Source organism: Microlunatus spumicola (assembly GCF_039536445.1).
Classification (GTDB): domain Bacteria; phylum Actinomycetota; class Actinomycetes; order Propionibacteriales; family Propionibacteriaceae; genus Microlunatus; species Microlunatus spumicola.
In genome coordinates, this window is sequence record NZ_BAAAYR010000001.1 from 465,548 (window position 1) to 488,082 (window position 22,535).

At 73.6% G+C, this 22,535-nt stretch carries 21 protein-coding genes; 12 read left to right on the top strand and 9 right to left on the bottom strand.

Annotation, left to right across the window (positions count from 1 at the left end; translation table 11 throughout):
• The first annotated feature begins 230 nt into the window (after positions 1 to 230).
• Genes ABD665_RS02115 through ABD665_RS02135 form a run of 5 tightly spaced genes read left to right on the top strand, consistent with a single transcriptional unit; the run spans position 231 to position 5,902 of the window.
• On the top strand, positions 231 to 1,154 hold the full coding sequence (locus tag ABD665_RS02115) for an SMP-30/gluconolactonase/LRE family protein (RefSeq protein ID WP_204912456.1): 924 nt from the start codon (positions 231 to 233) through the stop codon (positions 1,152 to 1,154).
• On the top strand, positions 1,151 to 1,993 hold the full coding sequence (locus ABD665_RS02120; RefSeq protein ID WP_204912455.1) for an IclR family transcriptional regulator domain-containing protein: 843 nt from the start codon (positions 1,151 to 1,153) through the stop codon (positions 1,991 to 1,993). Before ABD665_RS02115 ends, ABD665_RS02120 begins: the two co-directional genes overlap by 4 nt.
• The gene (locus ABD665_RS02125; RefSeq protein WP_204912454.1) at positions 1,990 to 3,534 is read left to right on the top strand and encodes an ATP-binding cassette domain-containing protein; all 1,545 of its coding nucleotides are present in this window, start codon (positions 1,990 to 1,992) and stop codon (positions 3,532 to 3,534) included. Before ABD665_RS02120 ends, ABD665_RS02125 begins: the two co-directional genes overlap by 4 nt.
• Positions 3,531 to 4,700, top strand: coding sequence for an ABC transporter permease subunit (locus ABD665_RS02130; RefSeq protein ID WP_204912453.1), 1,170 nt, complete (start codon positions 3,531 to 3,533; stop codon positions 4,698 to 4,700). The genes ABD665_RS02125 and ABD665_RS02130 overlap by 4 nt, the downstream gene beginning before the upstream one ends.
• The gene (locus ABD665_RS02135) at positions 4,697 to 5,902 is read left to right on the top strand and encodes a substrate-binding domain-containing protein (RefSeq protein ID WP_204912452.1); all 1,206 of its coding nucleotides are present in this window, start codon (positions 4,697 to 4,699) and stop codon (positions 5,900 to 5,902) included. The genes ABD665_RS02130 and ABD665_RS02135 overlap by 4 nt, the downstream gene beginning before the upstream one ends.
• Positions 5,903 to 6,012: 110 nt before the next feature.
• Here the strand turns inward: ABD665_RS02135 and ABD665_RS02140 are convergent, their stop codons facing one another.
• Positions 6,013 to 7,062 (bottom strand): SDR family oxidoreductase, encoded by a 1,050-nt coding sequence (locus ABD665_RS02140; RefSeq protein WP_344740877.1) that lies wholly within the window; start codon positions 7,060 to 7,062, stop codon positions 6,013 to 6,015.
• A gap of 99 nt (positions 7,063 to 7,161) precedes the next feature.
• On the opposite strand from ABD665_RS02140, the gene ABD665_RS02145 reads away from it, so the two are divergent.
• On the top strand, positions 7,162 to 7,473 hold the full coding sequence (locus ABD665_RS02145; RefSeq protein WP_344740879.1) for an ArsR/SmtB family transcription factor: 312 nt from the start codon (positions 7,162 to 7,164) through the stop codon (positions 7,471 to 7,473).
• 348 nt (positions 7,474 to 7,821) lie between these two features.
• On the top strand, positions 7,822 to 9,294 hold the full coding sequence (locus ABD665_RS02150) for an FG-GAP repeat protein (protein WP_204912449.1): 1,473 nt from the start codon (positions 7,822 to 7,824) through the stop codon (positions 9,292 to 9,294).
• 77 nt (positions 9,295 to 9,371) lie between these two features.
• On the opposite strand, the gene ABD665_RS02155 is transcribed toward ABD665_RS02150, so the two are convergent.
• The 3 genes from ABD665_RS02155 to ABD665_RS02165 are packed head-to-tail and all read right to left on the bottom strand — an operon-like array spanning position 9,372 to position 12,033.
• Positions 9,372 to 10,247 (bottom strand): MBL fold metallo-hydrolase, encoded by an 876-nt coding sequence (locus tag ABD665_RS02155; RefSeq protein WP_204912448.1) that lies wholly within the window; start codon positions 10,245 to 10,247, stop codon positions 9,372 to 9,374.
• Positions 10,248 to 10,294: 47 nt separating this feature from the next.
• Positions 10,295 to 11,548, bottom strand: a complete 1,254-nt coding sequence (locus ABD665_RS02160; RefSeq protein ID WP_204912447.1) for an MFS transporter — start codon at positions 11,546 to 11,548, stop codon at positions 10,295 to 10,297.
• Positions 11,545 to 12,033, bottom strand: a complete 489-nt coding sequence (locus tag ABD665_RS02165) for a nuclear transport factor 2 family protein (protein WP_204912446.1) — start codon at positions 12,031 to 12,033, stop codon at positions 11,545 to 11,547. Before ABD665_RS02165 ends, ABD665_RS02160 begins: the two co-directional genes overlap by 4 nt.
• A 216-nt stretch (positions 12,034 to 12,249) precedes the next feature.
• On the opposite strand from ABD665_RS02165, the gene ABD665_RS02170 reads away from it, so the two are divergent.
• Complete coding sequence (locus ABD665_RS02170; protein WP_204912445.1) at positions 12,250 to 13,278, top strand: Atu2307/SP_0267 family LLM class monooxygenase; 1,029 nt, start codon at positions 12,250 to 12,252, stop codon at positions 13,276 to 13,278.
• Between the two features lie 54 nt (positions 13,279 to 13,332).
• On the opposite strand, the gene ABD665_RS02175 is transcribed toward ABD665_RS02170, so the two are convergent.
• From ABD665_RS02175 to ABD665_RS02190, 4 genes are all read right to left on the bottom strand, one after another.
• The gene (locus ABD665_RS02175; protein WP_204912444.1) at positions 13,333 to 13,932 is read right to left on the bottom strand and encodes a hypothetical protein; all 600 of its coding nucleotides are present in this window, start codon (positions 13,930 to 13,932) and stop codon (positions 13,333 to 13,335) included.
• A complete protein-coding gene (locus ABD665_RS02180) occupies positions 13,929 to 14,834 on the bottom strand; it encodes an ANTAR domain-containing protein (RefSeq protein WP_204912443.1) in 906 nt (301 codons plus the stop codon). Before ABD665_RS02180 ends, ABD665_RS02175 begins: the two co-directional genes overlap by 4 nt.
• Before the next feature lie 97 nt (positions 14,835 to 14,931).
• Positions 14,932 to 15,357: a BLUF domain-containing protein gene (locus ABD665_RS02185; RefSeq protein ID WP_204912442.1), complete on the bottom strand. Its 426-nt coding sequence runs from the start codon at positions 15,355 to 15,357 to the stop codon at positions 14,932 to 14,934.
• Positions 15,358 to 15,444: 87 nt separating this feature from the next.
• Positions 15,445 to 15,849 carry a nuclear transport factor 2 family protein gene (locus tag ABD665_RS02190; RefSeq protein ID WP_204912441.1) on the bottom strand — a complete coding sequence of 135 codons (405 nt, stop codon included), beginning with the start codon at positions 15,847 to 15,849 and terminating at the stop codon, positions 15,445 to 15,447.
• A gap of 106 nt (positions 15,850 to 15,955) precedes the next feature.
• Here ABD665_RS02190 and ABD665_RS02195 point away from each other — a divergent pair, with 106 nt between their 5' ends.
• From ABD665_RS02195 to ABD665_RS02210, 4 genes are all read left to right on the top strand, one after another.
• Positions 15,956 to 16,570 carry a TetR family transcriptional regulator gene (locus tag ABD665_RS02195; protein ID WP_204912440.1) on the top strand — a complete coding sequence of 205 codons (615 nt, stop codon included), beginning with the start codon at positions 15,956 to 15,958 and terminating at the stop codon, positions 16,568 to 16,570.
• Between the two features lie 199 nt (positions 16,571 to 16,769).
• Positions 16,770 to 18,314, top strand: a complete 1,545-nt coding sequence (locus ABD665_RS02200; RefSeq protein ID WP_204912439.1) for a GMC family oxidoreductase N-terminal domain-containing protein — start codon at positions 16,770 to 16,772, stop codon at positions 18,312 to 18,314.
• Complete coding sequence (locus ABD665_RS02205; protein WP_204912438.1) at positions 18,311 to 19,084, top strand: alpha/beta fold hydrolase; 774 nt, start codon at positions 18,311 to 18,313, stop codon at positions 19,082 to 19,084. Before ABD665_RS02200 ends, ABD665_RS02205 begins: the two co-directional genes overlap by 4 nt.
• A gap of 113 nt (positions 19,085 to 19,197) precedes the next feature.
• Positions 19,198 to 21,891: an AAA family ATPase gene (locus tag ABD665_RS02210; protein ID WP_204912437.1), complete on the top strand. Its 2,694-nt coding sequence runs from the start codon at positions 19,198 to 19,200 to the stop codon at positions 21,889 to 21,891.
• A 97-nt stretch (positions 21,892 to 21,988) separates the two neighbouring features.
• On the opposite strand, the gene ABD665_RS02215 is transcribed toward ABD665_RS02210, so the two are convergent.
• On the bottom strand, positions 21,989 to 22,531 hold the full coding sequence (locus tag ABD665_RS02215; RefSeq protein ID WP_204912436.1) for a helix-turn-helix domain-containing protein: 543 nt from the start codon (positions 22,529 to 22,531) through the stop codon (positions 21,989 to 21,991).
• Between the last annotated feature and the right edge of the window lie 4 nt (positions 22,532 to 22,535).

The following is a 22,535-nucleotide window of genomic DNA, read 5'->3' on the forward strand; positions in this document are numbered from 1 at the left end:
CGGGGCGGACCTGGGGCCGGTCGGGGCCGACCCTAGGCATCTCCGCGGGCTCCTGGCTACGCGTCGGGACAGCTGGCTGAACGGCGACTTTCCTGCGTCCGTTCAGCATGTCGAAACCGAAGCGCCCTTTCGCGCCGCTCAATCCGGCTCGTGTTCAGCCTGTCGAACATCGCGCTTGTCGGCTCTCAGAAACCCGTGTTCTCCTTCGACGTCGACGAGGAGGTCGCAACGTGGTGGACGGGTTCGGGCTGCACGGTCTGGTGACCGAGGATGCAGCTCCGTCGAAGGTGGCTGACGGTTGCACGTGGTCCGAGGGACCGCTCTGGCTGCCCGCCGAGGGCGTCCTTCGGTGGAGCGACATCCCCAACGACCGGATCATGGTCTTCGACCCGGCCACCGGGCGGACGGCGGTCCACCGGGACGGCGTCGAGTTCACGAACGGCCGGGTCCTGCTGCCCGACGGCGGAGTGGTCCAGTGCTCGCACGGCCGCCGGGCGCTCGAGGTCGAGGTCGACGGCGCGGTCCGCACCCTGGTCGACGCGTACGCCGGCCACCGCCTGAACAGCCCCAACGACGTGGTCGTGCACTCCGACGGGAGCGTCTGGTTCAGCGACCCGCCGTACGGCATCACCGTCGCCGAGGAGGGCCACCTCGGCGTCCGGGAGTACGGCGACCACTTCGTCTTCCGGCTCGACCCCGCGACCGGGAACCTGCGCGTGGTCGTGGCCGACGTCGAGGAGCCGAACGGGCTCGCCTTCTCCCCGGACGAGACCGTGCTCTACGTCTCGGACACCTCGGCGGCCCGGGCGCCGGACGGGCGGGGCAACCACCACGTCCGGGCCTACGACATCGATCCCGCAGCGCCCTGGACCGGGGCCAAGAACGGCCGGCTGTTCGCCACGGTCGACGCGGGCGTGCCCGACGGCTTCAAGGTGGACGAGCGCGGCAACGTCTGGACCTCGAGCGCCGTCGGCGTGCTGGTCTTCTCCCCGGACGGCGCGCACCTGGGCACGGTCGAGATCCCCGAGGTGGTGGGCAACCTTTGCTTCGGGGGCGTGGACGGCCGCGACCTCTACGTCGCCGCGAGCACGGGGATCTACCGCCTGCGGACCGAGGTCCGCGACGCCGGCGCCACCCTGCGGAGCCGGCGGTGAGCGTCGACCCGCGGGCCCGCCTCGCGTGCCCCCCGACGTCCTACGGCCGACCGGTCGTGGCCGAGGCGTACGCCGTCGAGCCCGTGGTCGAGCCGGACGTGCCGTCGCCGGCCGCGTACCGGGCCGGCATGCTCCTGTCGCTGATGGGCCGCAGCCGCGAGGCCCTGACCATCACCCAGATCAGCGCCCAGCTCGGGCTGCCCAAGTCGTCGGTGTCGAACCTGCTCACCAGCCTCGGTGCCGCCGACATGGTGCGACGGGGACCGCGCGGCTGGCACCTGGCCTACCGCGTGCTCGAGCTGAGCCACTCCATGCTGATCTCGGCCTCGATGGTCACCGAGTTCCGTCGGACCGTCGCCGGGCTGCCGCTGCTCTCCGGCGAGACCACCCTGCTGGCCGTCCTGGACGGGCTCGACGTCGTCTACGTGGCCCGCAACGACGGGAGCCAGCCGGTGCGCTTCGTGAACGAGACCGGCTCCCGCACCCCCGCGGTGGTGACGGCCCTGGGCAAGGCCATGCTCGCCGCGCTGGAGCCGGACGAGCTGGAGGCCCGGCTCGACCGGGTGACCCGGCTGCCGCGCCCGACCGAGCGCTCGCACCGGACCACGGCCGCCCTGCGCGCCGACCTGGCCGCCATCCGTGAGCGCGGGTTCTCGGTCGACGACGAGCAGGGCGTGACCGGGGTCATCTGCCTCGGGGTCGCCGTCACCGTGGATCCGACCCCGACGGCGGTCAGCGTCACGATGATCTCGCGGCGGGCCACCCCGGAGTACCGGCCCCGGCTCGTCGGCGAGCTGCGGACCCTGGCGCTCAACCTGTTCCGGGCGGACCAGCTGTGAGCGCGCCGCTGCTCGAGGTCCGGCACCTGGAGAAGACCTTCTTCGCCACCCGGGCCGCCCAGGACGTGAGCTTCGACGTGCACGCGGGGGAGATCGTCTCGCTGCTGGGCGAGAACGGGGCGGGCAAGTCCACGGTGATCAAGATGCTGGCCGGCGTCTACCGACCGGACGGCGGAACGATGCTGCTGCAGGGCGAGGACCTGGACGCGTCCGGCACCCGGTCCAAGATCAGCTTCGTCCACCAGAACCTCGGCCTGATCGAGTGGATGACCGTCGCGGAGAACATCGCCCAGGTCCTCGGCTACCCCCGGCGGTTCGGCCTGATCGACCACCGCGGCGTCAACCGGCAGGCCGAGCGCGTCCTCGAGCAGGTGGGCGGCGGGATCGACCCCGAGGCCCGGATCGTCGACCTGCCCCGGACGGAGCGCAGCCTGCTCGCCATCGCCCGGGGACTCGTCTCCGACCCCGCGCTCCTGGTGCTCGACGAGCCCACCGCCTCCCTGCCCGCGCACGACGTGGACCGGCTGTTCGACGTGCTGCGCCGGCTGCGGGACACCGGGGTCGGGATGATCTACGTCTCGCACCGGCTGGACGAGATCTACCAGATCTCGTCGCGCACCGTGGTGATGCGCAACGGCCGGGTGGTCGCCGAGCGCCAGGTCGAGGGGCTGGGTCACCAGGCGCTCGTCGAGCTCATCGTCGGCCGCGAGACCACCAGCCCCTCCTTCGACCCGCCCGGCGACGAGGTGCGGGTCGCGCTCGACGACCTCGTCGTCGGCGGGGCGGGACCCGTGACCCTGCGGGTCGCGCGCGGGGAGGTGGTCGCCCTCTGCGGCCTGCGCGCCGCGGGCCAGGAGGCGGTCGGTCGCGCGATCGCCGGCGCCCTGCCGGCGGAGTCGGGCACGGTCAGCATCGACGGGCAGGTCCGCCGGCTGCGCTCGCCGAGCGACGCCGTCGACGTCGGGGTCGGCTTCGCCACCTCCAACCGGGAGACGGAGTCGGTGGCCCCGGGGCTGACGGTGCGGGAGAACCTCTTCCTCAACCCCGCGGTCTGGGGGCGCAAGAGCTACCAGTGGTTCGGCCGACGCGGCGAGGGCCGCGACGCGTACGCCCAGATCCGGGCCTTCGGCGTCCGGCCCGACGACCCCGAGCTCTCGCTCGACACCTTCTCCGGCGGCAACCAGCAGAAGGTCGTGCTGGCCCGCTGGCTCAGCGTCGGCCGGGCCGTGATGGTGCTCGAGGAACCCACCATGGGCGTCGACGTGGGGGCCAAGTCCGAGATCTACGCCCTGCTGCGGGACGCGGCCCGGGCCGGCACCGCGACGGTGGTCGTCTCCACCGACATGGAGGAGGTCACCAAGATCGCCCACCGTGCCTTCGTCCTCGAGCGGGGCCGGGTCGTGGCCGAGTTCGCCGGGGCCGACCTCACCATCGCCAACCTCGTCGCCGCCGCCTCGGGCCTCGACCGTACGGATCCTGCGCCCGACGGTCCCGCAGGGGACCCGGCGCCACCTTCCCACCACCGTCAGGAGACGGCATGAGCATGAGCACCTCCGTCAGGTCGACGGCTCTCGAGCCACCCCGCGGGGCGCCCTGGTACCGCAAGCTGACCACCGTCTACGGCCTGGTCGTGCTCACGGTGATCATCTTCGTGATCTTCGCCCTGGCCCGCCCGGACACCTTCGCGACCCTGCTGAACTTCCGGTTGCTGGCCTCGTCCAAGTCGGTGCTGCTGATCTTGGCACTCGCGGTCACGATCCCCATGGTCGCGGGCAAGATCGACCTCTCCATCGGCTACGGCGTGGGGCTCTGGCAGGTGATGGCCCTGTCGTTCCAGCTGATGGGGCTGGACTACCGGATCTCGATCCTGCTGTGCCTGGTCGGCGGCGCCGTGATCGGCCTGCTGAACGCGCTCCTGGTCGAGCTCGCCCAGGTCGACGCGTTCATCGCCACCCTGGCCACCGGGCAGGTGATCTACGCGCTGACCTTCTGGCACACCGGTGGACGCCAGATCACCGACTCGACCGGGTCACGCGCCGCAGCCTTCGACCAGCTGTCGCGCTGGTCCGTGGGCCCGGTCCCCGGGCCGTTCATCCTGGCCGTCCTGCTGGGGATCGCGCTCTGGGTCGTGCTGGACCACCTGCCGGTGGGCCGCTACCTCTACGCGGTCGGGGCCAACCCGCGCGCCGCGGAGCTGACCGGCATCCCGCGCCGCAAGTACGTCGTCGGCGCGATGGTGGCGTCCGGCGTGCTGGTGGCCGTGGCCGGCGTGCTCATCTCGTCGCGCTCCTCGGGGGTGGCCCAGTCCAACATCGGGCCCGAGTACCTGCTGCCGGCCCTGACCGCGGCCTTCCTCGGCTCCACCACGATCCGTCCCGGTCGCACCAACTCGATCGGCACGATCGTCGGGGTCGCCATCGCCACCATCGGCATCTCCGGCCTGCAGCAGCTGCTCCCCGGCCGCTTCTACCTCGAGCCGCTGTTCAACGGACTCACCCTTGTCGCCGCGATCACCATCGCGTCCCTCACCAGCCGGCGCCGGGTCGCGCAGGCCAAGGCCGATCCGGTGACCCCGACCGGGACCGCGGAGGCCGGCGGGGCCCCACCCGACGAGCCCGCCGTGGCGGACCCCGGCCGACCGCCCGCGCAGGACCCGAAGGCCACCGATCTCCCGCTCGACCACATCCCCACCGGAGGAAAGCCATGACCGTGACCACAGCCCGACGTCCTCGGGCCCGCATCGTCGCCGCCCTGGCCGGGGTGACCCTCAGCCTCGCGATGGCGGCCTGCTCCAGCGAGAGCGTGAGCAGCGCGGCCGGCTCGTCCGCGCCCGCCGAGGCGGCGTCGCCCTCGAGCAGCGCCGGCGGCCAGTTCGCCGCGATCCTGCCGGCCGGGGACCCGGTCGCCTTCTCGAAGGACCTGGTGCAGAAGAGCCTCAGCGCCTCCGAGGGCTTCACGCCGCCGTCGACCGGACCCAAGTCGCAGAAGCCCGGGGCGACCATCGCCTTCGTGGCCGGCGACCTGTCCAACGGCGGCCACAACTCGACGTCCAAGGCCGTGACCGAGGCCGCGACGGTGATCGGCTGGAAGGTCTCGGTCTACGACGGCAAGGGCAACGCGCAGGGCAACTCCGACGCGATGAACCAGGCGATCACGGCCAAGCCCGCGGCGATCATCCTCGGCGGGCTCGACCCGACGGAGCAGGCCCCCGCGATCAAGCAGGCGACCGAGGCGGGCATCCCCGTCATCGGCTGGCACGCCGGTGTGCTCACCGGCCCCGGCAACGGCATGGTCACCAACGTCTCCACCGACCCGCTGAAGGTCTCCCAGCTGGCGGCGGCGTACGCGGTGGCCGACTCGAACGGGACCGCCGGCGTCGCCATCTTCACCGACGGCCAGTACGAGCTGGCGGTCACCAAGGCCCGCGCGCTCGAGGCCTACGTCCAGGCCTGCACCGGCTGCTCGGTGCTGACCTTCGAGGACTCGCCGATCGCGACCGCCGACCAGCGCATGCCCGGCCTGGTGTCGAACCTGCTGCAGCAGAACGGGGACAAGCTGAGCTATCTCCTCGCCATCAACGGCAACTACTTCGGCGGCGCGGCCCGCGCCCTGGAGGACGCGGGGAAGCCCAAGGACGGTCCGCCCAAGTCGGTGGCCGCCGGTGATGGCGACGCCGCGGAGCTGCAGCGGATCCGCACGAGCAACTACCAGGCCGCCACCGTCGCGGAGCCGATCACCCTGCAGGGCTGGCAGCTGGTCGACGAGGTGAACCGCAAGCTGGCGGGGGAGGACCCGTCCGGCTTCGTGGCCGCACCGGGCCTGATCACCAAGGAGAACGTCCCCAGCGGCGACGTCTTCGACCCGTCGAGCGGGTTCCGCGACGTCTACAAGCAGGTCTGGGGCAAGTAGCCGCACTCCTGCACGAAGGGCCCGGTCGGACGAACGACCGGGCCCTTCGTCGTGCCCGCCCCGCGCTGCGCGTGATCGATCCGTGCGCGCTCCGAGGGGCGCCCGACCGCTCAGGGGATCAGGCGCGCGTCGCGGAGCTGCTGGAAGATCGACAGGAACATCGCGTCGGTCTGTACGTACGCGTGGAACCCGGCCCGGCGGGACTTGGACGTGTCGGCGATGACGTCGTAGTCCCAGCGGAAGACGAAGTCGCCGAAGGCCCAGGACGAGACCTCCTCGTACGTCGTGGGGACGAGGTCGTGCTGCCGGACCATCTGCTCCCACAGCACGGCCTTGTCCGCCATCACCTCGGTCAGGCTCATCGTGAGGGGCGGGGCGACGGGGAGGTCGAAGAAGGCCGCGATCCTGGGCCACATGGCCGACCAGCGGAACAGGTCGCCGTTGGTGATGTTGTAGGCCTGGTTCGCGCTCGCCGGGTCGGTGGCGGCCCAGACCGTCGCCTCGGCGAGCAGGCCGGCGTCGGTCATCTCGATCAGCGAGTGGTAGGCGCCCGGTGACCCCGGGAAGCGCAGCGGGACCCCCAGCTGCTTGCTGATCGAGGCGTAGACGGCGATCACCATGGCCAGGTTCATGGGGTTGCCGAGCCCGACGCCGGCGACCACGGACGGACGGATCGCCGACCAGGTCCAGCCGGCGCCGACCTGGCGGGCCTCCAGGAAGGCCTGCTGGTCGACGTTGAACTCGGGCGGCATGTGCGGCGGGTCGTCCTCCCGGGCCGGGGTGGCGAACGGTCCGAGGTGGGCCCCGTAGACCTTGTAGCCCTGCATCAGGCTGATGTGCTGCAACCCGGGGGACACCGGCTCGATCGCGTCGACGACGTTGGTCAGCATCGCGAGGTTCGGGGCGACGAGCTCGGCCCAGCGGGGCCGGTCCTGGTACGCGGCGTAGAAGAGGTGGGTCACCCCGTCCAGGTCCGCCAGCCGTTCCCTGGTCTGCTCGCGGTCGAGCAGGTCGACCGAGCGGTGCCGGACGACCCCGTGGTCCTCGCCCCCGCGGCGGGACAGCCCGATCACGTCCCAGTCGCCGCTCTGCACCAGGTGCTCCACGAGGTTGCCCCCGATCACCCCGCGAGCACCCACGACCACCGCTGTCTTCCGCATCTCCACCTCATCCTCCTAGATCGGCTTTTGCCGATGAATGGCACCGTATCCCAACATCGGCATATGGCGATGAGCCGATGCACCAGTAGGCTGCTGCGCGTGGAGCTGACGGCGGAGAACCTGACGAGAGCGTTCAAGGCACTTGGGCACCCCACCCGGCTCGCGATCCTGGAGTGGCTGAAGGAGCCCACGTCCTTCCCGCCCCAGGACCAGCCGGCCGAGCAGGTCGGGGTCTGCCTCAAGCACATCCAGGCGCGGGCGGGCGTGTCCCAGTCGACCGCGTCGCAGCTGATGGCGACGCTGCAGCAGGCCGGTCTCGTGACCTGCACGCGGGTGGGGCAGTGGTCGCACTACCGCCGCGACGAGGCCGGCATCGCCGCCGTGGCCGAGGCCGTCCAGCTCCGCGTGTAGGCCGCGGATGAGCCGCAGACCACCCCGGGTGGCGGTCGGCGACGTGCCGGGCGTGGTTGGCAGGACGACGCGCTACGCGCCGCGGGGCCGAGGAGGGCTGCCCGGAGACGTCCGCGGGTGCCTCCGACGCTGGTCGACCGAGATCGTGAACGTCCCTGTGCCGTCAGCCAGGCAGTTTGCTCCCGAGCCTGCAGCGGTCAGGAAGGACCGACCACCGCTCGCCAGCACGTGCTCGGCGTACGTGTCCCCTCGGACGTCGTCCGTACGGGTGACAGGGTGTGCCGATGCGACAGCGGCACCGTCCGGTGTGTGACGTTGTCCACCTGTCTCCTGGATGGTGAGGTGCTCGTGAAGGTTCGTGCCGGTCTCCCGCTCGTCGTCGCCGTGGCGGCGGGCCTCGTGGTCTCGGGCCTGGCGGCACCGTCGGCCCTGGCCTCGACCGACTGCGCCTTCGACGCCGCCGCGGGCACCACCGCGGACGTGCAGGTCTTCGGCCTGCCCCGTACGGCCACCGGTGCGGTCGAGGTCCGGGCGCACGCAGGGGTTCCCGCGCAGCGGATCCCGGGCACGGCAGGGACGGGGTTCGGCACGTCCCTGGCGACGGCGTTCGTCGACTCGGACCACTGCGCCGACCTGGCCGTCGGTGCTCCGACGGCACCCGGCGGCGGAGCGGTCCAGGTGTTCCTGGGCGCAGCGGACGGCTACGCGACGACACCCGCCCTCACCCTGCGCGCCTCGTCGGCCGCCGACCGGTTCGGGTCGGACCTCGCGCTCCGCGAGCGCAGCACGGGTGGGGTGGACGTCTGGGTGGGCGCCCCGGGACGGACCGTGGCCGGCCACGCGCGTGCGGGAGCCGTGGACCACTTCCTCATCACCGCTGACGGCGGGGCCCGGCGGCTCGAGACGATCACGGCGGCGGACGCCCGCCACGGGCAGGTCCAGTCGTCGACCGGGTTCGGTGGCGTGCTCGCCGCGTCCGGCGAGGGGCTGCTCGTCGGCGTGCCCGGCCACGACGTCGGCCGCAAGAAGGACGCCGGTGCCGCGTACTGGTACCCCCTCGACACCTCCACGGGCTCCACGCGCGGCGGGACGATGTGGACGCAGTCGAGTGCCAAGGTGCCCGGCTCGCCCGAGGGTGGTGACCACTTCGGTGCGGCCGTCGCCGTCTCTCGCGCCGGCAGCCCGCGCTGGGTGCTGGTCGGTGTGCCGGACGAGGACCTCGGCAAGAAGAAGGACACCGGTTCGGTGCAGACGTTCGCCCTCGACCCTGTGCAGCGGGCGTTGATCCCCAGGTCGGCGGTCGACGAGACGCACGCGGACGCCGCGACGCGCAACACCGCGGGCGACCGTTTCGGGGCTGCGGTGGCCGTCGACGACGGGACGTGCCTCGGCGGGGGCTGGCTGGTCGGCGCCCCCGGGCGCAACGCCGGGAAGAAGGCGGACTCGGGCGCCTTCTTCAGCGTCCGCGTGCCCGGCAGCAGCTGCACCTCGGTGCGCTACACCCAGCGCGACCTGTCACAGCACGACGAGAAGGGCGACCGCTTCGGCAGCGCGATCGCCCTGCTCGGGCGACCCGCCCCCGACCTCGACCCGGTCCCGGTGTCGCAGACGGTGCTCGTCGGCACCCCGGGGGAGGACAGCGCGTCGGGCGTGAGCAACAGCGGCAGCGTCACGAGCTGGGCGCTCGCGGAGCAGCGCGACGAGGACGGCAGGCCCGCGCTCGCGCCCTTCTACCAGTTCTTCTCCGCCTCGGGTGCCGCCACCCGTAGCCTCGCGTTCGGCAGCGTCCTGCCCGACGCCGACACCTTCGTCCGCCACTGACCCGCGGGCGTCCCCGGCTTCTCATGTGAGGGTTTGCCAGGGCCACGGCGAGCCGGGGTCCTGCCCCGGCCGAGGCGTCAGCGACCGCGTACGGGGATCAGGGACGGCGTCGCGGACGGGTCGTACCGGCGGAAGACGACGTCGGGGAAGTGCGGACCGACGAGCACGGTCCCGTCGCGACCGGCACGGTCGGCCAGGCCGGTCCGGGTGCGGACGGCCGCCGTCGGGTCGTGGTCGCCCACCCACTCCAGCTCCGGGTGCAGGATCTCGGCCGGGCAGTGCACGGCGTCCCCCACGACGAGCGCCCGCCGGTCGGTCCCGCGGACCGAGAAGGCGACGTGCCCGGGGGTGTGCCCCGCGGTTGCGACGGCCTTCACGCCGGGCACCGGCTCGGAGCCCTCGACGAGCCGACGCCGGCGTCCGTCGATGATCGCGAGCTCGTGCGGGCGGGGCCCGACGACGTCGCCGCGGTGCTCGGGGCGCGCCCAGAAGTCCCACTCCTCGTCGCTGACCCAGTAGTCGGCGTTCGGGAACGTGGGGACGCCGCCGGCGGACTCGTCGCCGATCCAGCCCACGTGGTCGGCGTGCAGGTGCGTGAGCAGGACGGCGTCGATCCGGTCGGGCTCGACCCCCTGCTGCCGGAGACTCTCGAGCAGCGTCCCGCCGCGCATGTACGCGTCGCGAGTCGTCCCCGGTCGGACGAGGGGGATGGTCCGGGCGCCGATGCCGGCGTCGACCAGGACGCGGTGGTCGCCGCTGACGAGTAGGAGCGCACCGACGCTGAGGACGACCATGCCGTCCTCGTCGACGACGTCGAGGCCGTCGCCGAACAGCCGGTCGTGACCGTGCGGGTACGCCACGGCGGGCTCGGCGCGGAACTCGCCGTCCGGCAGGTAGGTGAGGGTGACGCCCCCGAGCTCGAGGGTCGCGGTGGGGGCGGGCGAGGCGGTCACAGCTCTCCGGACAGGTTCGGGGCCAGCGGCCAGGGGGGACGGCGGCATCAGGCGAGCGGCGTCGCGGTCGCGACGCTCTCCCGGTCCGGCGAGGCGTCCGGCGTGCTCACCGCGGAAGCCGTCGCCCTGCGCCGGGAGCCCAGCGCGACGAGCACGACGGCGCCGACGAGGGCGAGCGCGCCCGCGAGCCGGAAGTCCGTGGCGATCCCGAACGAGCTCACCACGGCGCCGCCGAGGACGGAGCCGATCGCGAGGGCGAGCTGGATCGTCGTGACGAACAGGGCGAGCCCCGTCTCCACGCCGGCCGGCGAGGCCGTGGACATCCACGTCTGCAGGGCCAGGGGGAGGCCGCCCCACGCGAAGCCCCACACCGCGACGAGCACCAGGACGGCGGGGGTCGGGTGCACCAGCGAGGGCAGCAGCACGACGGCCGCCGCGAGCACGACCTGGGCCGTTGCCGCGGTGCCCAGCACGCTGCGCCCGAGCGTCCGGCCGGCCACGAAGTTCCCCGCGATCCCGGCGACGCCGAACAGCAGGAGCGCCAGGGTCACGGTCGCCGGACCGGCGGCGACCAGGTCCTGCAGATAAGGGGTGACGTACGTCGACGCGGCGAACTGCGCGGCAAAGAGGATGCCGGCGCCGACGAGGCCGACGCGGGCGCGCGGCACCCGGAGCAGGGCTCCGAGCGTCGAGAACCGTACGCGGCCCGCAGCCGGGACCCGCGGGAGCGCCACCAGCTGCAGGGCGAGGGCGACCAGTCCGACCAGGCCACCGATGACGAACGCGACCCGCCAGGTCGTCAGCGCGGACACCGCGGCGCCCAGCGGCAGGCTGACCACGGTGGCGACCGAGATCCCCGCGGTGATGAGCGCCGTCGCACGGATGGTGTCCGCCGGCGGTACGAGCCGCCCGGCGATCCCGGCGCCGATGGCCCAGAACCCGCCGAGGCTGAGGCCGAGGAGCACCCGGGCCAGCAGCAGGACGGGAAAGGTCGGCGCCGCGGCGGCGAGGGCGTCGGAGACGACCAGCAGCCCGCTGAGACCGACGAGCACGACCCGACGGTCGAGACGGGCGGCGGCCACCGTGATGGCCGGCGCGGCGACCGCGGCGAAGAGCCCGGTGACGACGACCATCAGGCCGGCCGTCCCGACCCGGACGTCGAGGTCGGAGGCGATCGCTGGGAGGAGCCCGACGGGCAGGAACTCCGAGAGGACGATCGCGAACGACCCCAGGGCGACGGAGGAGACGCTGAGCCGGCCCCGGCCCGCCGGACCGGTCTCCGGCTGGTGCGGCCCGGTCATGCGAGGGCGGCCAGGAGGACGGACGGGTCGCCGTCGATCCAGCGACAGTCCATGGTGAACCGCGCGACCCGCGGTCCCGCCGGGGTGGGGCGCACCCGGAAGGTCCAGGTGTTGCCCATCAGGCAGTGCCTCGTCCTGGTGCTGTCGGGACCCTCTCCGGGGAGGAAGTGCTGCGCCAGCGCGTACGCCGCGACGAGCCAGCCGTCGCCGTCGGCGCGGTAGGTCACGTTGGTGACCATGTGCGTGGTGTCGAGCGGACCGACCGCGCCGATCATCGTCGGGACGACGGTGTCGCGGCCGGTCAGGACCGGGAAGTCGAGCCCGATCTTCGTCGTCGCGGGGGTCATGTCGACGACGACGTCGTCGGTCAGCAGGTCGGTCAGGACGTCGGCGTCGCCCTCGTCGAGGGCTCTGGCCCACAGCAGGGGCAGGGGCGCGAGCTCGCGCTCGGTCTCGAACGGGACGGACGTGGTGCGGTCGGGCACGGGGTGGCTCCTTGGTACGACGGGTGGGTCGGGCACGTGACACGCGGCGGCGGGCCGCTGCTCACGGTCACCACCGTCCTGCGCACCACCGGCCGCGACATCGGTGGAACTACTGACCTCGAGGACCACGCCTGCACGACGGACAGGTCCGCTCCACCCACCGGGGTGACGGGCAGCTCGGGGAGCCCGGGCCGGGCCCGTGAGAGGCTGACGCCCATGCACATCGGCGTCGACAGCTTCGTCTCGGAGGTGACCGACCCGAAGACCGGTCACGTGGTCGGCCCCGCCGAGCGGATGGCCCACCTGCTCGAGGAGATCGCGCTGGCCGACCGCGTCGGCCTCTACTCCTTCGGCATCGGCGAGCACCACCGCTCCGAGTACTACGACTCCGCGCCGCCGGTCATCCTCGCCGCCGCGGCCGCCCGTACGGAGCGCATCCGGCTCGGCAGCGCGGTGAAGGTGCTGAGCGCCGACGACCCGGTGCGCGTCTTCCAGCAGTTCGCGACGCTGGACCTGATCTCGGGCGGGCGCATCGACCTCGTCGTCGGGCGCGGGTCGTTCACGGAGTCGTTCCCGCTGTTCGGCCTCGACCTCGCCGACTACGACGCGCTGTTCGAGGAGAAGCTCGACCTGCTCCTCCAGCTGCGCGACAACGTCGAGGTGACGTGGTCGGGCCAGTTCCGTCCGCCGCTCGTGCGGCAGGGCGTCTTCCCGCGCCCGGTGCAGGACCCGCTGCCGATCTGGGTCGGCGTCGGTGGGACGCCGCAGTCCTTCGCGCGCGCCGGGCTGCTCGGGCTGCCGCTGATGGTGGCGATCATCGGCGGCGAGCCGCGCCAGTTCGCACCGTTGATCGACCTCTACCGCCGGGCGGGCGCGCACGCGGGTCACGCCCCCGAGCGGCTGCAGGTCGGGCTGCACGTCTTCGGCTACGTCGGTGAGAGCACGCAGGCGGCCGCCGACACGATCTACCCCGGCTGGCACAAGATGTTCACGACCGTCTCGCGGGAGCGCGGGTTCGCCCCGCCCAGCCGGCCGCAGTTCGACGCGACGGCCGGTCCCGACGGGGCGTTCTTCATGGGCGACCCGCAGAGCGTCGCCGACAAGATCCGGCGCATCAGCGAGCAGCTCGGTGGCGTCGACCGCCTCTCGCTGCAGATGACGAACCCGCTCCTGGCCCACGAGGACCTGCTGCGCGGCATCGAGCTGCTCGGCACGGAGGTCGCGCCGCTCGTCGCCGACGTCTGACCCGCCGGAACCCCACCCCGTACGCCGTCGACCACCGGCCGTGGAGCCGGGGCGTCAGTGGTTCGTCGACGCGAGCAGGGCGTACGCCGCCGCCGTGAGGTCGCTCTGCTCGGCGCGGCTGCCGAGCTCGACGCGGGCCGTGTCGAGGGTGTGACCACGGTTGAGCAGGACGCCGAGCGCGCGGTTGACCACGTTGAAGTCCTGCAGGCCGTCGGCGCGCGGGACCACGGGGGCGCTGGGCAGCGGCGGCTCGGGATCCATGGTGCGCGGGTCGAGCTGGAGCGCTCGGGCGAGCTCGGGGACGAGGGCGCCGAAGGCGCCGGGCTGCGTGGCGTACAGGGTGATGCGCGCCGTGCGCGGTGCGGGCAGCCCCGGGAGGGGCAGGACGAGTGCGGCGCCGATCTCCTGGGGGTCGAGGGCGCGGCTCGCGAAGTGGACCACCACGGGCACGTCCGGCGCCGAGGCGGTGTCGAGGGTGACGCTGGCGCCGAGGATGGAGGGTACGGTCCGGCGGAGCTCCCGTTCGATCAGCGCCAGGGTGGTGCGGTTGTAACCGTCCGCGGACAGGTCGACCACGAGGTCGCGCAGGTCGGCGGCGAGAGTTCGGGGAACCTCCCTGCGGCGGGCCCCACCTCTGGTGGCCCGGACGGTCATGCGTCGCCCGTCGTGGCGCCCGGTCCTTCGAGCCCCGCAGCGTCGACCACCGCGTCGGCACCGGCACCCGTGAGCGTCCGGGCGGCCGCGGCGTCGCTGACGCCGTCGTGGAGGGCGAGCTGGCCGAGCAGGGTGCGGGCCTGGTTGGCGTTCATGAGGTAGCGGTCCATGAGGAGCCCGACGGCGTGCTCGGTGACGGCGCGGTCGTCGAGCGCGTCGGTGAGGCGCCGGACGCCGGTCCCCGCGAGCGCGAGGAGCCAGGCGCGGCTCAGCGCGTCCTCGGCGGCTTGCGTGAGCCGGTGCAGCACCCGAGGCGGGACCGCACCGAGCCCGTACGCCGTGCGGGAGTACAGGTTGACCGAGCCGATGACCCGGTCCTCGTGGGTGATCGGGGCTGATCGGACGCTGCGCAGCTCGAGCGCCGCGGCCTGCGGGGTGAAGCGGGACCACCTCCGCTCGGTGGTACCGATGCGGGTCGAGCTGACGATCCTCCCCGACGCGACGGCGGTCAGGCACGGTCCCTCGTCGAGGTCGTACTGCACCTCGTCGACGGCGTCCGTGAACGCGTTCGCGCCGACGAAGACCGACTCGCCGTCGACGACCAGCGTCACCCCCACCCCGTCCACCCCGCCGTGGTCGTCACCCTCGACCAGGGGAGTGGTGGCGGTCGGCCGCTGCGGGCGGCCCAGCGACCGGGCGTCGGCGAGGGTCCGCTCCGCCGCCCCGCGCAGGGACGCTCGTAGCGCGGCGTGCTGGTCGGGCTGGGCCGTCGTCGTCATGCACGCCTGTCCGGTCGTGGAGCTCTGCCCGGAGGTGGACAGGATCCCGGCCAGGTCCCACGGCTGGTCGCCCTGCTGGGCGACCGGCTGTCGGGACCGGACGAGGACGCTCGGATGTGTCACTGGTCACCCCAGTACCCATCAGTGAGCGGATGAACGCGCGAACGCTTCGGCGGTCGCCACGAGGTCCGGCTCCGAGGACGGTGCCGGCGTTGGACGGTCAGGCGCGTTCGAGGTTGCGCTTGAAGGTCCACAGCAGGCTGCGGCAGGCGGTGGCGACGGCGTCGTCCCGGTCCGGCGCCCAGCGGCGGGTGAGGAAGTCGGCGTAGTCGCCGCAGCAGGTGCCGTCGATGTCAGCGTCGCCGTAGGCCATGGACCAGTCCCCGAACTCGCGCTCCGGCGCCACGCCGCGGAGCAGGACGACGATGCCGCGGTGGCGAGCGTCCATCCCGACCCGGTGGAACGTGTCGACGACCGCCTGCTGCGGTCCCTCGAGGACCTGGAGGAAGCTGCCGCCCTTGTAGAGGAGCGCGCCCGTCAGGTCCTGCGCGGCGTTCTTGCGCTGGCTCCGGGCGAGGATGTCGGCGATGTCGTCGGCGCGGAGCTCGCGCGTGGCGGAGCTCGCGTAGGCGAGGTAGCTGATCATTTCGGACATCGTAATAAAGGGGTGCCGACGGAGGCAAACCGCGCGCCCGCTCTCGTCGGCCACCCGGCCGTCCGACCTCCGTGCGCATCAGCCGCCCGAGGCGGGGTGCAGGGGGGTGATGAGCCGGCGACCGATGCGCCACCGGCCGTCGTGGAGACGGAACGTGTCGTCGTACGTCACCGCGCGCAGCTCCCCGTCGTGCATGATCATCAGGCCTCTCGACCGGACGGCGGCCGTGCCGGCGTCGTGCTCGTCGATGACGACGTTCGTCACGAAGTGGGCGGTCGGGGCGTGGCCGCTCGCACGGAGCCCGGCAGCGGCGGCACGGATGGCCTCCACCCCCTCGAAGGCCCCCATCCCCACCCGGCTCATGTCGTAGACCGCGTCCGGGACGAAGAGCTCGTCGAGGCGGTCCAGCTGGTCCTCGTCGCTGACGTACGCGTGGAGCGCGAGGGCCTGCGTGATCTGGTGACGGTCGTCGGCGTTCAACATCGGACTCTTCTTCCTTCTCGTCCACCTACGTCCGTAAGTGGTACTCAGTACCGTAACAGACTCAGTACCACGTGAGACCAGGGTTGTCCCGGGATAGGGTCCGACCATGACGCCCGAGCCCACCGCCCCGACCTCGGCGCCCTCCACGCTCGTCGAGCGCAAGCGGCAGGTCGTGCGCCAGCGCATCATCGAGGCCGCCGACGAGCTCTTCGCCGCCCGGGGGTTCAGCGACGTCTCGGTGACCGACATCGCCGCCCGGGCCGACGTGGGGCGCTCGACGTTCTTCCGGTACTTCGGGGACAAGACCGAGGTCGTGTTCGCGAAGGAGCAGGCCGTGCTCGACGCGATCGCCGCGGCCGAGGGAGACAGCACCGTCGGAGCGGCGCGAACCTCCACGGAGGCCGTCGAACAGCTGCGCCCGCTGGTCCTCGACCTGTGCGAGCAGGCGGCGGGGGACCGCGACGCCTACCGGCGCCATGACGCCCTGCTCGAGCAGCACCTCGAGCTCCGCGCACGCGACGCGCTCAAGACCCAGCAGATCGCCGGCCGGCTCAGCGACGTGCTGCGCGCCCGCGGCACCGAGGAGACCCTCGCCGTGTTCGCCGCCCAGATCGCCCTGGCCTGCTACCAGAGCGCCCGGCAGCGCGCGAGCACGGCGGGGAGCCTGACCCGGGCGGCGCAGGACGCGTTCCGAGAGGCGCTCGAGCTCGGCCGCGGCTGACGGAACCCCTGGACGTGGGCGTTCCGAGGCTCGGTGCGTCGCGACTGCGCCGGCGGCTGAGCCACGCGCACCGATCACCGGTCGGTGCCACGTCATCTGACGTACGCGAGGGCGGGGTCCGTCTTTCTACGGTCGATCTGTCAGCGCGGTGGTGGCCGAACCCGGTCGTCCCGGACGCTGCGGATCGAGGGGAACGACCATGACCGTGCCGATGCCAGACCTGTCCGGGAACGACCGCTACGACTACGTGGTCGTCGGCGCAGGCTCGGCGGGCTGCGTCCTCGCCGCCCGTCTGTCCGAGGACCCGGCGGCCCGGGTGCTGCTGCTCGAGTCGGGTCCGGCCGACACCAGGCCGGAGCTCGCGGTGCCGCCCGCGTGGCCGGCGCTGTGGGGGACCGAGGTCGACTACGCCTATGCGACGGTCCCGCAGGCCGGGACCGGCGGGGTCTCCCACAGCTGGCCGCGGGGTCGCACCCTCGGCGGCAGCAGCAGCATCAACGCGATGGTCTACCTGCGGGGGCACCGCAACGACTTCGACCAGTGGGCCAAGGCCGGGTGCGTCGGCTGGGACTACGACTCGGTCCTGCCCTACTTCCGGCGCATGGAGACCGTCACCGGACGCGACCCGAACTACCGCGGCACAGACGGGCCGATGCGGCCGGCACCCGCGACGGACCCCAACCCGCTCTCCCAGGTCTTCCTCGACGGGGCCGCGGCGGCCGGGTTCCCGGCCACCGACGACTTCAACGGCGCTCGGGCCGAGGGCGCGGGCTGGCACGACCTGTCCATCACGGGCGGGGTGCGTCAGAGCACCGCGGTCGCCTACCTCCACCCGCTGGGCGGCACGCGGCCCAACCTCACCGTCGCCACCGGGGCCCGGGTCCGGAGGCTGCGGTTCGACGGGAACCGCTGCGTGGGCGTCGAGCTCGAGCACGGCGGCCGGCTCGTCACCGCGTACGCCGACGCCGAGGTGATCGTCAGCGCGGGCGCGGTGGACTCGCCGCGGCTGCTGCTCCTGTCCGGGGTCGGGCCGGCCGACGAGCTCCGGGCCGCCGGCGTCGACGTCGTGCACGACCTGCCGGGGGTGGGCCGCAACCTGCACGACCACCCGTTGTGCGGGGTCGTCTACGAGGCGGCCCTGCCGATCCCCGCGGGGCGGACCAATCACGCCGAGACCTCGATGGTGTGGCGCAGCGACGCGTCGCTGGGCGGCCCCGACATGCAGCTGATGTTCATCCACGTGCCGTTCCACCCGCCGCACCTGGCCGCCCCCGCGAACAGCTTCACCCTGGCGGTCGCGACGGTTCCCGACGCCCGCGGCTCGATCCGCCTCGCGGGTCCCGACCCCGGGACCCCGCCGTTGATCGACCCGAACTACCTCGGCGTGGACGCGGACGTGCGTCGGCTGGTGCACGGGGTCCGGGTGGCCCGCGAGATCGCGGCCACCGACCCGTTCGCACCCTGGCGCGCCCGCGAGGTGCTGCCGGGGCCAGACGTGACCGACGAGGCGGGCCTGCGGGCGTTCGTCGCCCGCGGGACCGGCACCTACTACCACCCCGTCGGCAGCTGCGCGATGGGCGTCGGCCCCGACGCGGTCGTCGACCCGGACCTGCGGGTGCACGGCCTGGGGGGTCTGCGCGTCGCCGACGCCTCGGTCATGCCGCGGCTCGTCCCCGTGAACACGAACGCCGCGACGATCATGATCGGCGAGAAGGCCGCCGACCTGATCAGGTCGGCGGCGTGACCACCACAGGGGTGCGGCTCGGGGACCTCGTGGCGGACCTCACGGGGACCGACGACGGCAGGCCGCCCGTCGTCCTGCTGCACGGTCTGACCTTCGACCGCGCCATGTGGGCGCCGGTGGTGGAGGCGCTGGGGGGCCGACGGGCCGTGGCCGTCGACCTGCCCGGTCACGGCGACTCGCCACCGCGCGCCTCGTACGCGCCGGCGGAGGTCGCCGACGTCCTGCACGAGGCGGTCACGGCGGCCGGGCTGAAGGCACCCGTGCTGGTCGGCCACTCGATCGGGGCCGTGCTGGCCACCGCGTACGCGGCCCGCCACCCCGCGCGAGCGGTGCTGAACATCGACCAGCCGCTGCTCGCCGGTCCCTTCGCCGACCTGCTGCGCTCGGTGGAACCGGTGCTGCGCGGACCGGGCTACCTGAGCGTCTGGACGACGCTCTCCGACGGCATGGGGACCGAGGAGCTGAGCCCTTCGCAGAGGGCGCTGCTGCGGTCGACGCCGCGCCAGGACCTGCTGCTCGGCTACTGGAAGGAGGTCCTCGAGACGTCGCCGGAGGAGCTCCGCCGGCAGCGGACGGACGAGCTCACCACGTTGCGGGAGCAGGGGACCGGCTACCACCACGTCAGCCGCGCCCCCCTGCCCCCGGCCTACGTGCGGTGGCTGCGTTCGCTCCTGCCGTCGGCCGGGACCACGGTCCTGCCGGGGAGCGGGCACTTCCCGCAGCTCGCCCGCCCGGCCTCGCTGGTGGAGATCCTCTCCGGCTGGGGGTGAACGTGCTGCTCGGTCCGGTCCAGGACCGGTGAGCACGAACCTCTACCCTTGCCGACCACGAGGTGGCCAGCCGCAGCGAGGCCGGTCGGTGACGGGCTTTGAGGGGCGCGGAGATGACGACGGTCGGCGTGGTGGGCCGGGACGCGGAGATCGCCGCGCTCGACCGGCTGATCGGTGACGTCCAGCGTCGCGGTGCCGCCGTCCTCGTCCGCGGCGAGGCCGGGATCGGCAAGTCCGCGCTCCTGGGCCTCGCGTGCGGAGCCGCCGCCGGGCGCGGGCTGCGGGTGCTGCGCGCGACCGGCGTGGAGTCCGAGATGACCCTCCCGTTCGCCGGGCTCCACCAGCTGGTCCGGCCCCTGTTCGGCCGGCTCCCCGCGCTGCCGGCCCCGCAGCGGCGCGCGCTCGCCGCGGCGTTCGGCATGAGCGACGACGCCGCGCCGGAGCTCTTCCTGATCGGCCTGGCCGCGCTGAACCTCCTCAGCGACAGCGCCGCCGACCAGCCCCTCGTGCTGGTGGTCGACGACGCGCACTGGCTCGACCGGCCCAGTGCCGACGTCCTCGGCTTCGTGGCCCGGCGGCTGGAGTCCGAGGCGGTCGTCCTGGTGGCGGCCCAGCGCGACGGCTTCCCGCCCGTCCTCACCGGACCGACGGTGGAGGAACGGCACCTGGAACGCCTCGACCGTCGCTCCGCCGAGGAGGTGCTCACGCGTCGGGCGCCGCAGCTCGACCCGGTCGCCCGGGGGCGCCTGCTGGACGTGGCCGCGGGCAACCCTCTCGCGCTCGCAGAGCTGCCCCTCGAAGGCCCGGAGGACGACTCCGGGCACCTGACGCTGACGGCGCGGCTGGAGCACGCCTTCGCGGCCCGGCTCCCCGGGCTGCCCGACGTCACCCGGGACCTCCTGCTCGTGGCGGCGCTGGAGGACGAGGGCGCCCTGGGGGAGTCTCTGGCCGCAGCGTCCGCCCTCCGCGGCGAGCGGGTGACGGCGGAGGCCCTGGTCCCGGCCGTCGAGGCGGGGCTGGTCGCCGCCGACGACGGGAGGCTGGAGTTCCGTCACCCGCTGGTCCGCCACGCGATCCGCCAGCAGTCCACCCTGCCCGAGAGGCAGCGTGCCCATCTCGCGCTCGCGCGGACGTTGCCCGAGCCCGACCGGCAGGTCTGGCACCGCGCAGCCGCGGCCGACGCGCCGGACGACGCGCTGGCCGCAGAGCTCGATGAGGCGGGTGCCCGGGCCCTGCGCCGCGGCGGGGTGCCGGGGGCGCAGGCGGCGCTCGAGCGCGCCGCCCGGCTCAGCACGGACCCGACCCAGCGGCTGCGGCGCTACCTGCGGGCGGCAGAGCTCGCCTTCGAGTGGGGGCGCCCCGACGTCGTCGACCGTCTTCTGCAGGAGACCACGGCCCTCGACGTACCCGACCGCGAGCGGATCCGGATGACGGTGCTCCGCGAGAGGTCCGAGGAGGGCATCCAGGGCGCGGGCACCCGCAGGCTGACCGAGGTCGCCGCCGCGGCCGCCGCTGACGGCCGCACCGACCAGGCGCTGCTGTTCCTCCACGCCGCGGCCCTGCGGTGCATGTGGGCCGGTGCCAGCGACGCGGCGCGCGTCCGCGTCCTCGAGGTCGTCGAGGAGGCCCTCGACCCGGACGACGTGCTCGCGCTCGAGGTGATCGGCTACGCGGCACCCCTCGCCCGCGGCGCGGTGCTCCACGAGCAGCTGCGCGCACGTGCCGCCGGCCCGCTGGACCCGGACCGGACGATCGCCGCCGGGATGGCGGCGAGCGTCATCGGTGACCTGCCGCTCTCCATCGCGCTGCTGGGGTCGGCCGTGGCGGGCCTGCGCGCCGACGGCCGGCTCGGACTGCTGAGCCGGGTCCTCATGGTGGAGGCCTGGGACGCGCTCGTCGTCGGACGGTTCGACCTGGCCTCCGCGGCGGCGGACGAGGCCGTCCGGCTCGCCGCCGACACCGAGCAGCCGTTGGTGCGGGCCATCGCCCTGGTCGTCCAGGGAGCGGTCTCCGCGGTCCGCGGCGCGGGGGACGTCGAGGAGCGCGTCGCCGAGGCGGCCCGGCTCGGGCTGCAGGTCGAGTCGAACGGTGTCCTCGCGGTGGTGCAGCTCAGCCGGGGCATGGTCGCGCTCAACCAGGGACGGCACGAGGCGGCCTGGGACGAGCTGGCGCGGCTGTCCGACCCCAACGACCCCTCGTACCACCCGGTGGTGCACAGCTTCAGCGTCGGCGACCTCGTCGAGGCGGCCGTCAACAGCGGCCACCGGACGGAGGTCGAGCCGATCCTGGCCGACCTCGAGGCGCTCGCGGCCGTCACACCCTCCGCGCCGCTGCACCTCGGGCTGCGGTACGGCCGCGCGCTCCTGGCCCCCGAGGACGAGGCCGAAGAGCGGTTCGACGCCGCCCTGGCGGCTGACCTGAGCTCCTGGCCCTTCGCCCGTGCCCGGCTGCAGCTGGCGTACGGCGCCTGGCTGCGGAGGCAGCGCCGCGCGGCGGAGTCCCGTGCCCCGCTGCGGGCCGCCCGGGACGCCCTCGACGCCCTGGGCGCCGTCGCCTGGGGCGACCGCGCGCGGCAGGAGCTGCGCGCCTCGGGGGAGCAGAGCAGGCCGCGGACGCCGGAGGCGCGCGACCAGCTGAGCCCGCAGGAGCTGCTCATCGCGCAGCTCGCCGTGGAGGGCCTCACCAACCGGGAGATCGGTGCGCGCCTCTACCTCTCGCACCGCACGGTCGGCACGCACCTGCACCGGATCTTCCCCAAGCTGGGAATCACCTCCCGCGCGGCCCTGCGCACCGCGATCGGTCAGTGACGGCTGATCCCGCTGCCGACGGTGACGGCAGCTGCGTGCGCGCGTACCGGAGCTCGGTACGCGATCGTCGAGTGCTCGGCCGTCCTGCGACTCGACGTCAACGCGTCGAGGTGATGACGAGGACCGCCGAGCAGCCCTTCCCGTCGAGGGCCCGGTAGCGGTGCGCGTCGGCGCTGGAGAACGACAGGGACTCGCCTGCGACGAGCACCGCCGTCCCGTCGCGGTGGTGCACCTCGAGCCGGCCGACGGTGACCAGCACGTGCTCGCGTACGCCGGGCCCGTGGGCGGGGGAGCGGCGGTCGGCGCCCGGTCGGAAGGCGAGCCGGTAGATCTCCACGACCGTCCCGTCGGCCGCCGTCTCGGTGCTGAGCAGGGTGGCGGTCAGCCCGTCGGCCGACACCTCGGTGCCGGGTTCGCCCGCCAGCAGCGTGGCCAGCGGCACCGCGAGCGGAGCCGCGAGCGCGTAGAGGGTGGCGAGCGTCGGGTTGCGCTGCCCCGCCTCGATCTCCGAGAGCGATCCCTTGCCGATCCCGGCCGTGGCGGCGAGGGCCGAGAGGCTCAGGCCCCGCTCGCCGCGCAGCTCGCGCAGGCGGTTGCCGAGCGCCGGGAGATCGAGCGCTCGGCCGTCGGCGGGACTCATGCGG

Excerpts from the sequence above, each read along its gene's own strand:
- ABD665_RS02130 (WP_204912453.1), top strand. The coding sequence starts at position 3,531 with ATGAGCATGAGCACCTCCGTCAGGTCGACGGCTCTCGAGCCACCCCGC.
- ABD665_RS02135 (WP_204912452.1), top strand. The coding sequence starts at position 4,697 with ATGACCGTGACCACAGCCCGACGTCCTCGGGCCCGCATCGTCGCCGCC.
- ABD665_RS02140 (WP_344740877.1), bottom strand. The coding sequence starts at position 7,062 with ATGCGGAAGACAGCGGTGGTCGTGGGTGCTCGCGGGGTGATCGGGGGC.
- ABD665_RS02160 (WP_204912447.1), bottom strand. The coding sequence starts at position 11,548 with ATGACCGGGCCGCACCAGCCGGAGACCGGTCCGGCGGGCCGGGGCCGG.
- ABD665_RS02170 (WP_204912445.1), top strand. The coding sequence starts at position 12,250 with ATGCACATCGGCGTCGACAGCTTCGTCTCGGAGGTGACCGACCCGAAG.
- ABD665_RS02175 (WP_204912444.1), bottom strand. The coding sequence starts at position 13,932 with ATGACCGTCCGGGCCACCAGAGGTGGGGCCCGCCGCAGGGAGGTTCCC.
- ABD665_RS02185 (WP_204912442.1), bottom strand. The coding sequence starts at position 15,357 with ATGATCAGCTACCTCGCCTACGCGAGCTCCGCCACGCGCGAGCTCCGC.
- ABD665_RS02190 (WP_204912441.1), bottom strand. The coding sequence starts at position 15,849 with ATGTTGAACGCCGACGACCGTCACCAGATCACGCAGGCCCTCGCGCTC.
- ABD665_RS02195 (WP_204912440.1), top strand. The coding sequence starts at position 15,956 with ATGACGCCCGAGCCCACCGCCCCGACCTCGGCGCCCTCCACGCTCGTC.
- ABD665_RS02200 (WP_204912439.1), top strand. The coding sequence starts at position 16,770 with ATGACCGTGCCGATGCCAGACCTGTCCGGGAACGACCGCTACGACTAC.
- ABD665_RS02210 (WP_204912437.1), top strand. The coding sequence starts at position 19,198 with ATGACGACGGTCGGCGTGGTGGGCCGGGACGCGGAGATCGCCGCGCTC.
- ABD665_RS02215 (WP_204912436.1), bottom strand. The coding sequence starts at position 22,531 with ATGAGTCCCGCCGACGGCCGAGCGCTCGATCTCCCGGCGCTCGGCAAC.